Raw genomic sequence first — 14,986 nt, forward strand, 5'->3', positions numbered from 1 at the left:
CTACAGCGGTGACGGGCATTTGAACTGTGCTGGGCAGAGTCAAGTACGCAGTAGTAGCGGTATGCAGAGCGGAGACAAGTTCTGCTCTGCTCGATCCGTCCGAGAATTTCCGAGAAATCCCAGTGTCGTCAATGAGCTGGAGTTCTGGTGTCGCGATTGCCGTCGGAGTTTCGAATGAAAGAGCAGGCGAGGCGAGATCGACAATACACGTCTGAAGGTCACTTGACTGCTTAGCCCCGTGATCCGGTGGAGGTGCCGGCGTCAATTCCCTACTCAATTCGATTCGCTTGCAGACGCGGGCACGGAAGTGGTTTCGTCGGAGACTGCTAAAGAGTACTGCAAGAAGCGCACTTCCCGGCGAAGGCTGTGGGCGAGCTGGACAACATCGGCTCGGACCTCGTCCTGGGTCGGCTCAGAAGCTGCTCTTGCGCGGACCATGGCTAGGTCCTCGCTGATGCTGTCTAGGCGGCCGAGCAATGCTGAGTTGTCAGTGGCAATACTGCTACGCTTGGCAACCGAGTCCCTAAGTGCTCGAGCACCAGAATTAAGAACTCTGGTTTGCAAGTGCACTAGACCCGCACAAGTGATCATCCACAGCCCGGCACACATCGCTGCGAGAGTCCAACGGTCGAAGATCGCAAAGATCATCCCTGCGACGGGAAGTATTACTGTTACGGCTAGCATTCCCCGATACGCCACGCGATCTCGCGAGTTCATCCTATGGCCTCCAAAGCAATTACCGACTCATTGGCATGAACGGTACCGGAAGGTAGTCGGCAATGTCCTTCTCGGTATCCCAACCCATGCCGCTACTACCGAAGTCAGATGCAAGGGTCCCGACCAGTATATGGGATGGGTGCCGGGTCAGAAGACTGGTCTCATTCTCGATCGCAAAAATTTGACTGGATATGCAACTGTATTCATGAATAGTTCTGTTCAGAGCTCGTGGCAACGCGAATACTCCTTCTCGATTCGGCGACGCCGCGTTAATTAAAAACAGTAGTGTCCCTGGGCGTATCCGAATGCGTGGACATTACCGTTTGCGAGCAGTAGGTCGTCATCGACGTTCCAAGTGTGAGAATGATTACCGCGGACTTGGACGAAGTTGAATCGATCGGCCGAGTAGATTTTTGCACCATCTGCGACAAGACGCTGCTGAAGCTCGGTGTCCTCGCCGAGAGTGCGTTCCGCGAACGGATTGTCCAGAAGCGTGGACCGATGAGTCATCAAAGTCGGTCCCATGACGAGATCGGTGAACCGATGCTCGCGTTCGGGGAAGCGGCAGATGACGATGTCGCGGCCCCGAATGTGCAGGTAGTGTGCCTGCTTGCCGACGAGATCGGCATTCGAATAGCGCAGGGCTGCAAGTTGGTCGCCCAGATAGTGCGCTCCGTACACATCATCGTCGTCCATCTTCGCGATGACTTCGCCGGAAGCCGCCTGAACTCCGCGATTGAGGCAGACTCCCAACGGCTGCGCAGCGTCGACCTCGACGATCTGCAGATGGTCGATCCCTGCTTCTGCGGCGCGTGCTCGCAGATCGGCAGGTGCCGCGAACCCGTGGGTCACCAACACGAGTTCCCTATCCGTGTGCAGCTGTTCGGCATGGGTCCGCAGAACCTCGCCGAGGTGGTCGGGCCGATTCGTCGACACCACCGCGGAGATGGATGTGGGGAATGGCTGCACATAGTCCAGTCCGAGTGAATCCATCACCGTCATCGCTCGGTGCGTGTAGGTGTGCTCGGCCCAGATGCGTCGTTGGGCCAGATGGGCGGTGCGGTCTCTCAGCTCAGGGCTGCGCACATAGGCTCGCAGCGTCCATTCTGCTTCCTCCTGCGTTTCGGGCTGAGGAACCTCGGCCGTGGGGAAGAACTCTCGGGTCGCCGCACTCGGAGCGGTGACGACGGGGGTGCCGGCGGCACTGATCTCGAAGATCCTGCGCGCGCACATGCTCGGGGAGCCGGTGACGGAGTTGACGTTGAGGAAGACCTTGAAATGTTTGTAGGCGGTGAGCAGATTGCGGTACGGAAGCGACCCGACCACGCGCCCGGCCAAGTTGCCGGGGAACTGATAGCGCTCATCATTGCCGAGGAAGCGGGAGAAGATCTCCAGACCGTACTGCATCCTCGGCGATACGGCGTCAGCCGCGCCGAGCAACAGGTCCATCTGCTCTCTGCGCTCCGGATACTTGTGGGCGAAGTACATGCCGGCAAAGGCGATGTCTCTGGCCGCCGCATTCCGTGCGGGTCGTGAAGGATTGTGGATCGCCGGCTGTGCGGCGAAGGGCAGGGCGGCGACTCTGTCATGGCCCAGTCTGGATCGATATTCGGGGACCAGCCTGACATCGCTGGTGAAGACGACGTCGCACATCTGCGCCAGCGGCAGGAAGTCCTCGAAGTGCGGGGGATCCTCCTTGTTCCAGAAGACGGTCGGGATGCCTCGTTGACGGCACTCGCCGAGCAGCTCGGTGATCTCTGTACTCGGCCCGGACGGACTCGTGAGCTTGAACTTCCACTGACCGTCGTTTCCATTCCAGGCGGATTCGACGAAGACGAAGTCGAGGCCGTCGAGGTCGGTCGACCACTGTGTCGGCGACAGCGGTCGGAGCGACCATTCATAACCGAAGCTCTCGGCCGAGAACTCGTCGAGGACGACCCCGACCGACAACTGATCGAAGACCGGGGTGCGATGAACCATCGGCAAGGGAGGGAACAGGTCCGCAAGGACCTCCTCTGACAGGCTTCCTGTGGCGACCTTGACGGAGGCTTCTGCGGTTCCCTGGACCAACGAGCGGCGACGCCGCCACTTCGCGACCTGGCTGATCCCGCCGGTGCGCAGATGCCACACAGCGGTCCTCAGTGTGCGAAGCGGTGTTCGGGGCACGGGTCGGGTCCTCTCAGAAGCGGGCAGGTATCGGGCAGCGAAGCGCCGCAGCTCAATTGCAATCATCCTTGTGGCAGCCCTGGTTTGGAGACGAAACCAGGGCTACTTCATCTGTATATTGCAACCAATTCTTAATGTTCGCGGTGTTCGTTCTGACTGGAACCTGTTCGGTCCAATAGTACAATCGGGAAGTCGAATGAGGCTCGGTTCGTCTCAATGAGACGGAGGTCACGGGAGTGTGATTTCCTGAGCCTGGCCAGTGCACATCGAGAGAAATGAGGACAGTGGGAAGCAATTCGGGGCCCATTCCCTCACGGACCCCCATGAGGCGGCACGGCAGAGCCATGGCGCTGTCACTCATCGACGGTCTCGTCTTCGCGTTTCTCGTCGTAGCGATGACACTCGTGAGATACGACTTCCATGCCTCTCTCGTCAACGTGCCCGGAATGCTCGTCTGTGCGGCGATCGGTCTGAGCGTCTTCCTCATCGGCGGGCCTCTGGCGATCTACCGCGGTCGCTACCGACGTGGCTCGACCGATCAGTTCGCTGCAATCGTGGGAACGGTTGCACTGGGTGTCGGCATCATGTGGGTGGTCGAATTCGCCTTCGCCAGTCGACTGCTCATCCCGACCAGCGTCCCCATCACGGCGGGAGCGCTCATGGTCGTGATCAAGAGTCTCGAGAATTGGATTCGACGCAACTTGAGGCAGCGCAGCCTCACCACGTCCGGTGCATCCCGGCCCACGATCGTCGTGGGCGCGGGCAACCAGGGCATGCTCGCCCTCGATATGATCGCTCAGGACACGCACAACGAATTCGTCGCCGTCGGCATCCTCGACGACGACCCTGCCAAGCGGCATCTGCGCTACAACGGAATTCGCGTGCTCGGACCGATCACCGACATTGCCGACCATGTCGATCGCACCGGTGCCGGGGCCGTCATCATTGCGATCGCTGACCTGCCTCCCGAGGAACTCTCCCGTATCGCTTCGAATCTCGAGTCTCGGCCGGTCGAGATCAAGATCATGCCGAAGCTCTCGGACTCCGCGTTGGCACGTCCCGAACCGGACGCCCATGACGTCGCCGACCTGCGTCACCGCAGCTTCCGCGATGTCAGCCTCGAAGACCTCATCGGACGCAAACCGATCTCGACGAATATCGACGACATCGCCTCGGCGATCACCGGCAAGGTTGTCCTCGTCACCGGGGCAGGTGGCTCCATCGGCTCACAGCTGTGCCGTCAGGTTGCCCGGTTCGACCCGGCCCGACTCGTCATGACCGACCGGGACGAATCCGGTCTGCACGCCACTGAGCTCGGTCTCGAAGGCTCAGCCCTTCTGACCAGTGACGACCTCGTCCTCGGGGACCTGCGCGATCCGGCATTCATCGATGCCCTCGTCGCCGAGGCGAAGCCGGACATCATCTTCCACGCCGCAGCTCTCAAACACCTGACTTTCCTTGAGCGCTTCCCGGAGCAGGCCGTGCGCACGAATGTCGGAGCCAGCCTCGACCTGCTCAACGCAGCAGTGGCTCACGACGTCGACTCCGTCGTCCACATCTCCACCGACAAAGCTGCCGGTGCGACCTCGGTGCTGGGACGGACGAAGTTCTCCATCGAGCGGGCGATCGCTTCTGTGGCCGCGGCAACCGGACGACGGTATATGTCGGTGCGTTTCGGCAACGTGCTCGGTTCCCGGGGGTCCGTGCTCGAGACCTTTGTGGCTCAGGTGGCGGCCGGTGACCCCGTCACAGTCACCGATCCCGAGGTCACCCGATACTTCATGACTGCCGACGAGGCCTGTGAGCTCGTCCTGCAGGCGGCTGCGATCGGTGGCCCCGGAGAGACCTTGGTCCTTGACATGGGCGAACCGATCCGCATCGCTGATCTCGCCAAGCGAGTGATCGCGCTGTCAGGTCGCAGCGATGCGCAGATCGTGTACACCGGTCTGCGCCCGGGGGAGAAGCTCACTGAAGCGCTGCTTTCGCCGGGTGAAGTCGACAGCAGACCCAATCACCCGCTGATCACTCAGGTCCCGATCGCTCCGATCGATCTGGAGAAGCTCGGTGCTCTGGTCGCCGAATCTCGTGACCCGCAGGTATTCACTCACCGATCGGTCCTCGAGGAACGCTTGACGAGCCTCCTCGGCTCCGAGTCAGTCCCGGTCACCGATGACGCGACGGCGGCCATCGAACCGGCATCGACGTCATCAAAAGCCTCCGAGCCGGGAGCAGATCCTCATGACACCGGAGTCGGCCTCTGATGGCTCTGCAGTCGCTGGTGATCCTGGTTGTGGCCGCGGTGGTCACGGCTCTCAGCGCCCTCATCGCCTTCCCCTTGCTGCGGCGAGCCGGCGTCGTCGATGTCCCCTCTCATCGCTCGTCGCATACACTGTCGACTGTCCGCGGCGGGGGAATCGCCATCGGCTGCGGCATCACCGTGGCAACGATTCTCGCCATGGTCTGGAGCGTCAGCGAAGACGGGGTCTTCGGCCTCGGCGGCGTCCTCCTGCCGATCGGTTTCCTGGTGCTGACCTGGTGCTATTCGGCCATCGGGATGAGCGACGACCTCGACTCCCTGCGTCCTGCCGGGCGACTGATCGGACAGGTCATCCTGGCTCTGCTGTTCAGCGCGATCATCGCGATGTTCTCCACTCAGGGAATCGCCCACGTCATCGCCTTCGCTGTCATCGGAGTGACCACGGTCAACGCCGTGAACTTCGTCGACGGACTCAATGGCTATGTCACCGAGTGGACCATCGTCACAGCCGGATGGTTCGCCTTCGTCGGCTCCTGGGTGGGTGAGAACGATATCGCTCTGCTGGCTCTGGCGCTGGCCGGTGCTGCTGTCGGGTTCCTCCCGTTCAACCTCGGTCGTGCCAAGGCGTTCCTCGGCGACACGGGCAGCTACGGAATCGGAGCGGCCGTCTTCGCTCTTGCGGTATGGCTGTTCGTCCAAGGCGTCCCGATCGTCGTCATCATCGCGCCGATGATCTTCGTCTTCTTCGACGTCGGTCTCACTTTGGTCCTGCGCCTGTTTCGGGGAGAGAATATCCTCTTGCCTCATCGTGAACACATCTACCAGCGGATCCAACAGTCGGGCTGGCCGCACAGCTCCGTTTCGCTCTTCCACGCCGCATTGAGTGTCCTCGCCTGCATTATGGCCGTCCCGACTCTCATCAGCGGAAATACGGCGACGACGTACCCGGCCCATGTGTTCTGGGTCGGATTGCTCGCCCTTTATGCGCTCTTGCCGCTGTGGCTGCGGCGACGGGCGCCGAAGGAGGCGACGATCGCATGAGAATCGTTCTGCTCAGCCATTATTACTATCCCGAGGTCGGAGCACCGCAGCGACGGTGGCGGATCCTCGTCGACCACCTGCGCGCTGCCGGACACGATGTCATCACGGTGGCACCGCATCCCCATTACCCGTATTCCGACCGCGACGGGTTCTTCGGATCGAAGGTCGGGCGGGGGCGCCGTCGAGTCGACGTGCGCCTCGGCGGTACATGGGACACAGGCGTCGACGGTGAGCGGATCCTTCGCGTGCCGTACCTGCACAGCGGATCGTCGATGGCTCGTCAGCTGCTCGATCAGACGGTATCGGCGACAGGTGCGATGTCGGCGGTCATTGACCGGCTGCGGGGCAGAATGCGTCCCGACGTCATCGTCTCCACGACTCCGGCGCTGCCGTTTCTGCTGGCAGGAGACTCCTTGTCGCGACTGCTGCGAGTGCCGCATGTCGCTGAAGTGCGCGATGCGTGGCCTGACCTCATTTCGGAAATGAACTTGGTGACGGGAGCGGTCGGGCGATATCTTCCCGGGACGCTGACGCAGCGTCTCGAACGTCGACTGCTGCCGGACCTGCTCACTCGTGCCCAACGGCGTGCGGCGGTCGTCGTCGTCACCACGGAAGGTTTCAAACGTCGCCTGGAACAGCGTGGAGTGACCGCCGAGGTCGTCCGCAGCGGAGTCTCACCGGCGGAGTTGGAAGGCGCATCCGGACTGACCGCCACGGGAGCGATCCCCCTCGTCCCTGCCGCAGAGGAGACGGGCACCGCCGGCGACGCCGTCAAAGGCAGGACTCCTGCCGATCGTCGAGGGCTCCACCTGCTGTACGTGGGCACTGTCGGGCGATCCCAGGATCTCAGCACCTCGATTCGAGCGTTGGCCCGCGCCGAAGGTGTGCGACTGCGGATCGTCGGCGGCGGCGTCGATACCGGCGAGCTCAAAACCACAGCTGCAGCGTATGGGGTGCCGGTGGAATTCCATCCCCAGATCGCAGGCGCCGAACTCGCAGCCCATTGGGAGTGGGCAGATGCCGGATTGGTCAGCCTCAGCTGCCTCGATTCCTATGAATGCACAGTCCCGTCGAAGCTCTACTCCCTGATGGCCCGTCGAATTCCGGTCCTCGGAGTCGTCGCCGGTGAGGCCGCCGACATCATCACGCAGACCGCAGCAGGAGAAGTCGCGGTTCCCGGTGATGTCGATTCCGTGGCCGCGGCGATGTCGAGGATGCGAGAACGAGTCGAAACCGGTGAGGAGTTCGGATCGAATCCGCCTACAGGTCAGAACCCACGCGACTGGGTGATTCGACACGCTTCGGCAGCCGCAATGGGGCGCACTTACGAACGCGTCCTCGAACAGGTGGTCTCGTGAACCTGAGCTTCCTCGCACGACAGCTGACGAACGTCGTTGTGACGACTGTCGGACACATCAACGACGACCGCGTGTTCTTCGGCATGCAGTTGGCACGTCGCCTGCCGGGCCCAGCCTCGCGTTTCGTCGGACATGCACTCGGACGCCTGCCGGGCGACGCCAGCCGGGCGGCTTCTGCGTGGCTGCTCGGAGAAGAGATGTCGGCGAAGTCATTGGTTGCCGGCTCTCCTTCGCCTTCACGCCTTCTCGGTGAGATCGCACTCAATCTGGGCCTCCTCGACGAAGCCGAGTCGATCGCAGCTGCTATTCCCGGTGCACGCGCACTGAGCTCACGTATCGAGTGGACCAAGGGGCACATCGACGAAGCCATCGCAGTTCTGCCAGACGGCGCTCGGCGGACACGACTGATCGATGAGCGACAGTGTCTGCAGCCTCATTGGTGGCCGGAGGTTTCCAGCCACATCACGGCTCGCCGGGCACGCGGCAATGCGGAACGTGATCGAAGTCGGCAGCCGACGGTTCTGCACGTGCTGACGAACTCCTTGCCTCATACCCGTTCCGGTTACGCGTACCGCTCACATGCCATCCTCACGACTCTGCGGGACGCGGGTCATCAAGCAGCTGCGGTCACGCGCCCGTCGTATCCCGTGACCGTCGGACGACTGAGTCGGGGACCGGTCGAGGTCGTTGACGGCGTCGAGTACATCCGTGACGTGCCGCTGAGACCGCGTCCCACACCATCCGCGCGCTGAGTGAGCAGGCGAATCATATCGCCTCGGAAGCACATCGACGTGGAGCACAGATCCTTCATACGACAACGCACTACGTCAATGGCTTGGCTGCCGGTGCGGCCGCGGCGGCTGCGGGCCTGCCGTGGGTCTACGAAGTCCGCGGTGTCTTGGAAGAGACATGGGCGGCTGCAGGAAGCAGTCCGGAAGAGCGCTCAGCGCGTCGGGACAGTCAGCGCTTTGCACTCATGCGCTCCAAGGAAATCGAAGTCGCGACGGCGGCAGACGCGGTCATCACCTTGGGCGAGACGATGCGTGAGCACCTGATCGCCGGGGGAGTTCCGGCAGAAACCATCACCCTCATCCCGAATTCGGTCTCCGAAGCCGTCGTCGACACCGATGTCACCCGCACTCCGGCCGAGGTGAGGACGAGCCTAGGCCTGCCCGAAGACGGGGTCTGGGTCGGCACGGCAGCGTCGATCGTCGGATACGAAGGACTCGACGACCTCGTCGATGCCGTCATCCTCGCCCGGAGCCAGGGCACGGACCTGCGTCTCCTCATCGCCGGCGACGGTGTCGCCCTGCCGGTACTGCGCGAACGCGCAGCTGTTCTGGGAGAGAACGCCGTCTTCACCGGACGGGTCTCCCAAGCCCAGGCAATTGAATACCAACTCGCGCTCGATGCGATCGTCGTGCCGCGCAAGGACGAACCAGTCTGTCGTTTGGTCACTCCGATCAAACCGATCGAAGCGATGGGCCTTGCGCGACCCGTGGTCATCTCCGACCTGCCGGCACTGCGTGAACTGGTTCCGGACAACGCTGGCTTGGTCACAACGCCGGAGAACCCGCAGGATCTCGCGGGACTGCTGTCCGAGCTCGCCTCCGATGACACCGCGAGAGCCAGATTCGGAGACAATGGACGAGCACACGTTCTTGCAACTCGCAGGTGGAAGGAAATCGGACGACGATATGGGCAGGTCTATTCTCAACTCGTGGGGAGTGATGCGCGATGAGTGAGACAAAGAACCCCCTTGGGCTGAGTTCGATCCCGTCCGTTTCGAGCGAAGGCCTCGTACCCGTCGGTCGGCGGACGAGTCTGAGCAGCTACCTCGCCGCGCTGTGGAACCGTCGGCACTTCATCATCGCCGAGTCCCGAGCCAAGATGTCGAGTTCGACGCGGAAGAACATCCTCGGATACGGCTGGCTGTTCCTCAATCCACTGCTGTCGGTGCTCGCATTCTGGTTCATCTTCGGATTCATTCTGCAGACTTCTCGAGGAGTTCCGAACTTCCTCGGCTTCCTCGTCGTCGGAGTGTTCTTCTTCGGGTTCACCGGCAAGTGCATGACCGGCGGAACCGGAGCGATCCGCTCGGGTGCGTCGATGATCAAGGGATTCCAGTTCCCCCGTGCTGCGCTTCCGATCTCTACTGTGGTCCGCAATTTCCTCGACTTCATGCCGACACTGCTCGTCATGGTCATCGTGCTGGCGGTCGTGCCCCCGCTCGAAGTCATCACCTGGCGTGTCATCCTCGTCATCCCCGTCATCATCCTGCAGACGATCTTCAACGTCGGTCTCGCCTGCTTCCTAGCTCGTCTTGGACACAAGATCCCGGACCTCACGAACTTCATGTCGATTGTCAGCCGATTCTGGCTCTACGGATCGGGAGTGTTCTTCTCCATCGAAGACCGTTTGGGAAATCACCCGGCACTTTTGGAGGCAATGCAGTACAACCCGATGCATGCCTATCTGACGCTGGTGCGCAACTCACTGCTCTACGGAGTCGATTCGGATCCGAAGATGTGGATCGTCGGCACAGTCTGGGCCTTTGGCCTCCTGATCGTCGGATTCCTGTTCTTCTGGAGAGGGGAGGAGAACTATGGCCGACTCTGAGGTCCAGGAACCCAATATCATCGCGGAGAACGTCCAAGTCCGGTACACGGTCAATACCAACGATCCGAGCCAACGGGCCAAGGGGCTGCGTCGACTTTCCAACGCCGTCGCCGGACGCGCGGGCCAGACGACTGTCCGCGCTTTGAGAGGAGTGAACTTCCTCGCGCGCGAGGGGGAGATGGTCGGAATCGTCGGAGCTAATGGCTCAGGCAAGTCGACGTTCCTCCGCAATGTCGCTGGCGTCGAACAGCCCGACAGGGGCCGTATCCTGGTTCGTTACCAACCCCTCCTGCTCGGCGTCAGTGCGGCGCTCCAGCCAGCTTTGTCCGGCAGTGAGAATGTGCGTCTTGGGTGCCTGGCGATGGGGCTCTCCCCCGAAGAAGCCGAAGATGCCTTTGACTACGTGGTCGAGCTGTCAGCATTGGGAGCTGCGATTCACCGACCTATGGGCACGTATTCGTCAGGGATGGGCGCTAGGTTGCGCTTCGCCATCGCTTTGGCGGCTCGGCCGAAGATCATGCTCATCGACGAAGCCCTCTCGACGGGTGACGCGACCTTCGCCGAGCGCAGTGAACGTGCGATGGACGAGCTTCTCGCCGAGGCTGGAACGGTTCTGCTCGTCAATCACGCGGCTAAGGTGATTCAGGAGCTCTGCACCCGTGCAGTCTGGATGCACCGTGGGGAGATCCTCATGAACGGGCCTGCCGAGGCTGTCGCAGAGAAATACCGCTGGTGGGCGTGGAATGTTGCCAAGGGCAAGGAAGACATCGCGGACAAGCTCCTCGCCGATGTGGTGAGCAACGCGGTCAAAGAGGAGATCAATATCCTCGAACCCGAACTCATCAGCAACCCTATCCCGCGCCATGCCGCCCGACCGACGAAGAAGAAGGCTGCTCCGGCACGCCATGTGAAGCGACAGGACACGGTCGACGAAGTCGAAGAGACTCCGACTCCGATGTTGGCCGCTGCCGAGGAGCAGGTCTGGCCCAAATCTTTCGACGCGGAAATGCCGAAGGCCAAATTCCCTGCGTTGCCCAAACCTGCCTCTCAGGCAGTGAGCGCGCCACGAATCACTGATACTCCGCCGTTGCGGCTGAATCCCAGGAAGAGCAGAGTCGTGTTGAGGGCAGCAAATCCAAATGATCGCGCATCGTCGGTTGCCGCTGCCGATGACTTCACTGGCCGCAGACTCGCTTCTCGCGCGCGCAAGATCGCCGACGAGCGATATGAGGAGCGGCAGCGCTTGCGGCAGGAAGATGAAACGTCTGCCGTCCATCAGGATTCGAACCGATGAAGATCGCAATCTTTGGTTCCTGTGTGAGCCGTGATACGGCGGAGTTAATGCCCGAAGCTGAGGTCGTCGCTTACGTAGCCAGGCACTCGGTGACGAGCCTGGAGTCTCCGCATGGGACAGCCGGAATCGATCTCAGCGACCTGACCTCCGCGTTCCAGAAGCGAATGGTCAGCAGTGACCTCAAGGGGAGCGGCATTGAGAGGATCGTTAAGAACGCTAGGGACCTCGACGTTGTCCTTCTCGACTTGGTCGATGAACGACGAGGATTCTGGAAGTTCCCCGACGGTACGACTATGACGAATTCGATCGAAGTCGAGTCTTGTGGTGCCGCGCGTGTAGCACGTCGCGACGGTGCTCGACTAATCGAATTCGGTACGGGAGAACACTTCGACCGGTGGAAGCCCGGCTACATCGAACTCATCGATGGGCTCAAGGACTCCGGTCTCTGGGAGAAGACTATTTTGCTCGACATTGAGTGGGCCGGTGCATTCGACGGGGCCCTGCATCCGCACAGCGATAGTTTGGCCAAAATTGGTCGCAAATGGCGCCGACTACAACGCGGAAGTCGTGAAGCTAGCCGCGGTCTGTCTCGTGGGCAAGGGATCGCTGAAGCACTGACTAACTTGCGACACGTCCGTCCGACGGAAGCAGAAGAATATGCGGATAGAGCTGCGGCCGCGAACGCAGACTATGTCCGATACCGCAGTGTTGCCCAGTCGCTTGTCGCGTCAACAGTTACAAGGACTAGCAGTCAGGTCCGGATCAATAGAGAACACAAATGGGGTCCGCAACCGTTCCACTACCGCAACGAAGACTACAGATCGATTGTGCAAAGCATTCGCGAACTTGTAGCGACCACGGGGACGTCTTCGACGAACACTAAGTGAAATAGTAGAGGCGAAAATCGGCGCCAGACTTGACCAATTGTTGATTCCGAGGGAACAAAGCAAAGTTATTGCAGTGGACATCAGGCGAAGTATCCAGGGGAGCGTCTTTGCGCTCGCCCTCTTTTTGGCAGGGTGCACAGGATCCGATTCCGACGGACCAGCGCCTTCGTCGGAACAGACCGCAGAACCGAATCCTACTCCTACCGAATTCGAGCAGTCATTTGCCGACGCAACCACCGGCGAGGCGTCTGCTATCACTGCGACCGGTGAACGGCTTGGGCCTCGAATCTCCTCAGAGAATGTCGGTATCTCCTTCGAAGCAACCGACTTAGCCGATCCTCGGCTGGACCCAGGCTCATCCAACCTCGAGGAACAACTGAAATCTCTCGGTTCACCTGTGCTCCGTTTCGGAGGCAATGCTCTGGACCGGCGTACATTTTGGACGTCGAAAGGCGAGAAACCGAAACATTCTGAGAAGACCACGATCACTCCCGACGACCTGAAGCGACTGAAGAAGCTTGTCGATGCCACCGGCTCCACGGTCACTCTCGGGATCCCGCTGGGTACCTACGATCCGGCTCGGGGAGCCGACATGGCCGCACATGCGGTCGACATCCTCGGCGATTCCTTAGTGGGTCTGGCCATCGGCAACGAACCGAACGGATATACAGTCAAAGATGTTCCTGACGGTGCGGTTCGCGGCAAGGGGTGGACCAAGAAGAAGTACGTCGAACAGCTTGAGGTATATGCGAAGGCCATCCATAGGAAGCGACCCGATGCCCCTGTCATCGGACCAGACGTTTACGACGGTGCCTGGATGGAAGCGTTCGCCGATTCGTCTGTCAAGCACAAGACCGCGATCTCTCAGCATTGGTACCAACTGCCGGAATGCGACTCCGGGAAAGTGCCGGGGCGTGGTCCACAGGCGGAGAACCTCATCGATCCCCTAGCGAAGAAGTCGGCCAAAGAGAACCTGGGCATCGGCAAAGAGAAGGCCGATGCGGCTGGCCTGCCGCTGTGGTTGGAAGAGACTGGGCCGACAAGCTGTCCGGGAACAAACGACACTTCGCTGACCAACGCTTCGGCGCTGTGGGCCGCCGACTACACTCTCTTCGCGGCCCAGCTCGGAGCGGAGCGAATGGCGATGCATTCGATGCTCGGCGCCTGCAATGGGGGAGCACCGATGTCACTCATCTGCGATCCGGCCGACCACGGGCAGAAGTCCGATACTTTTGTTCCACGACCGAACATGTTGGGGCTCAGGCTCGTCGTCCCGAGCATCGGTGGAACGTTCACCAAGACTTCAGTCAAGGGCGGTGGAAACATGAGCGCCTACACCGTGTCGAAGGACAACGGGAAGACACTCGTGACGACGATCATCAACGCCAACGACGCTGCAGAGGTCGGTGGCAATCCGGTGACGTTGAAGATGCCATCAGGGTTCTCAGTGGACAAAGCCTCCCAGGCGTATGGGCCGTCCAACGATGCGAAGAGTGCGACGAAGGTGATTCCGGCCAATCCTCTGCCGGACTCGATCCCTTACAGTGGCCCGAAGAAGACCGATAGCGCGAGTGCGTCAGCGAGCCCGGGTGCTAACGATGACGAGCTCAATATTGATATCGCAGGCAGCTCGGTGACGGTGTTCATCATGCGCAAGAAGTAGGGTCAGTACCCCAGCGACACCAAGTAGCGGAAGAAGTCGGGCAGGTCCTTGCCAGTCAGTGCGTCCTTGAGTGCAGGCATGCCTTCGGCATCGAAGTCGATGATGACGGTTCCATCGTCTTCGCGGCGGGATGTCGTGGGAATGGTGACCACAGCTGTGTCATCTGATTCGAGTTGGCGGAGGGTGTTGGCGATCTTGCCGAGCTCCAGTGTCGTCAGTCCCGCATCGTGGTGGATGCCGCTGGCGAAATGACCGAGCACTGTTGCGCCCTTGTTGGGATCCTTTGCCAGGCCGCTTGTCTTGAGGGCCTGGATGAGGGCGCGCAGTGCGGCGCGCTGGTTGCGGGTGCGTGTTTGGCCGGCGTCGTCGATCGGGTCAGCCGTGGTGAAGATACCCGCAGTATCGGCAGTGAGATGGTTGGTGCCCTCGATGAAGTCGGTGCCGCCTGCAGAGAATTCTGCGCGGCTGTAGACGGGGAGGCCGCCGAGTTCGGTGATGACCTGGCCCAGTGCTGCCGATTCGAGTTCGGCGACGTGATCGATGCGCACGCCGAGGATGTCTTCGGTCATGGCGACGATGACCTGTCGACCGCCTTCGTCGGCGATGGCGGCGAAGGTCAGTCCTGCTTCGATCTGCGCCGAAGGGTTGAGCGTCATTACGGCGGCGAAGTCATTGGCTTCAGGGATATGGATGATGGCGAAAGTGTCACCCTGGCTGGTGGTCTCCTGCGTCTGACCGGGATGCGTGATCCGCAGCAGGAGCGTGCGAGCATCGGTGGTTCCGGGGCGGATGTCATCGGGTGGGAAGATCGCTTCGTCGGCCAAGACGCGGGAGGCATCGTCGAACTCGGCTCGGGCGCTGTTGAGGTCCTTGATGGACCCTACTGCCGAGACCATCTTCTTCAGCTTCGCCATCGCGGTGCGTCTCCCTCGGTGTGATCAGTACTTAGCCTGCAGTTTCAATCATAGCGGGGACGAGGCAACA

General features: G+C 61.1%; 11 protein-coding genes. 9 read left to right on the forward strand and 2 right to left on the reverse strand.

Translation table 11 applies throughout. The features are described 5' to 3' along the window. Positions 1-990: 990 nt before the first annotated feature. Positions 991-2,883: a glycosyltransferase family protein gene (locus PGC08_RS02745; RefSeq protein ID WP_271709476.1), complete on the reverse strand. Its 1,893-nt coding sequence runs from the start codon at positions 2,881-2,883 to the stop codon at positions 991-993. A gap of 284 nt (positions 2,884-3,167) precedes the next feature. On the opposite strand from PGC08_RS02745, the gene PGC08_RS02750 reads away from it, so the two are divergent. From PGC08_RS02750 to PGC08_RS02790, 9 genes are all read left to right on the forward strand, one after another. After that, the gene (locus PGC08_RS02750) at positions 3,168-5,144 is read left to right on the forward strand and encodes a nucleoside-diphosphate sugar epimerase/dehydratase (RefSeq protein WP_271709477.1); all 1,977 of its coding nucleotides are present in this window, start codon (positions 3,168-3,170) and stop codon (positions 5,142-5,144) included. Further along, positions 5,144-6,181 (forward strand): MraY family glycosyltransferase, encoded by a 1,038-nt coding sequence (locus PGC08_RS02755; protein WP_271709478.1) that lies wholly within the window; start codon positions 5,144-5,146, stop codon positions 6,179-6,181. Before PGC08_RS02750 ends, PGC08_RS02755 begins: the two co-directional genes overlap by 1 nt. Further along, the gene (locus PGC08_RS02760) at positions 6,178-7,539 is read left to right on the forward strand and encodes a glycosyltransferase family 4 protein (protein WP_271709479.1); all 1,362 of its coding nucleotides are present in this window, start codon (positions 6,178-6,180) and stop codon (positions 7,537-7,539) included. The genes PGC08_RS02755 and PGC08_RS02760 overlap by 4 nt, the downstream gene beginning before the upstream one ends. Further along, a complete protein-coding gene (locus PGC08_RS02765; protein ID WP_271709480.1) occupies positions 7,536-8,291 on the forward strand; it encodes a hypothetical protein in 756 nt (251 codons plus the stop codon). Before PGC08_RS02760 ends, PGC08_RS02765 begins: the two co-directional genes overlap by 4 nt. A gap of 50 nt (positions 8,292-8,341) precedes the next feature. Beyond that, a complete protein-coding gene (locus PGC08_RS02770) occupies positions 8,342-9,280 on the forward strand; it encodes a glycosyltransferase (RefSeq protein WP_442868167.1) in 939 nt (312 codons plus the stop codon). Further along, positions 9,277-10,158 carry an ABC transporter permease gene (locus PGC08_RS02775; protein WP_039209145.1) on the forward strand — a complete coding sequence of 294 codons (882 nt, stop codon included), beginning with the start codon at positions 9,277-9,279 and terminating at the stop codon, positions 10,156-10,158. The genes PGC08_RS02770 and PGC08_RS02775 overlap by 4 nt, the downstream gene beginning before the upstream one ends. Beyond that, entirely contained in the window at positions 10,145-11,452 is a 1,308-nt protein-coding gene (locus PGC08_RS02780; protein WP_271709481.1) for an ABC transporter ATP-binding protein, read from the forward strand. The genes PGC08_RS02775 and PGC08_RS02780 overlap by 14 nt, the downstream gene beginning before the upstream one ends. Further along, positions 11,449-12,339, forward strand: coding sequence for a DUF6270 domain-containing protein (locus PGC08_RS02785; protein ID WP_271709482.1), 891 nt, complete (start codon positions 11,449-11,451; stop codon positions 12,337-12,339). Before PGC08_RS02780 ends, PGC08_RS02785 begins: the two co-directional genes overlap by 4 nt. Positions 12,340-12,736: 397 nt before the next feature. Then, complete coding sequence (locus tag PGC08_RS02790; protein ID WP_271709483.1) at positions 12,737-14,002, forward strand: hypothetical protein; 1,266 nt, start codon at positions 12,737-12,739, stop codon at positions 14,000-14,002. Positions 14,003-14,004: 2 nt separating this feature from the next. Here the strand turns inward: PGC08_RS02790 and PGC08_RS02795 are convergent, their stop codons facing one another. After that, on the reverse strand, positions 14,005-14,916 hold the full coding sequence (locus PGC08_RS02795; protein WP_271709484.1) for an LCP family protein: 912 nt from the start codon (positions 14,914-14,916) through the stop codon (positions 14,005-14,007). Between the last annotated feature and the right edge of the window lie 70 nt (positions 14,917-14,986).

This window comes from Brevibacterium sp. BDJS002 (assembly GCF_028201555.1).
GTDB lineage: Bacteria > Actinomycetota > Actinomycetes > Actinomycetales > Brevibacteriaceae > Brevibacterium > Brevibacterium aurantiacum.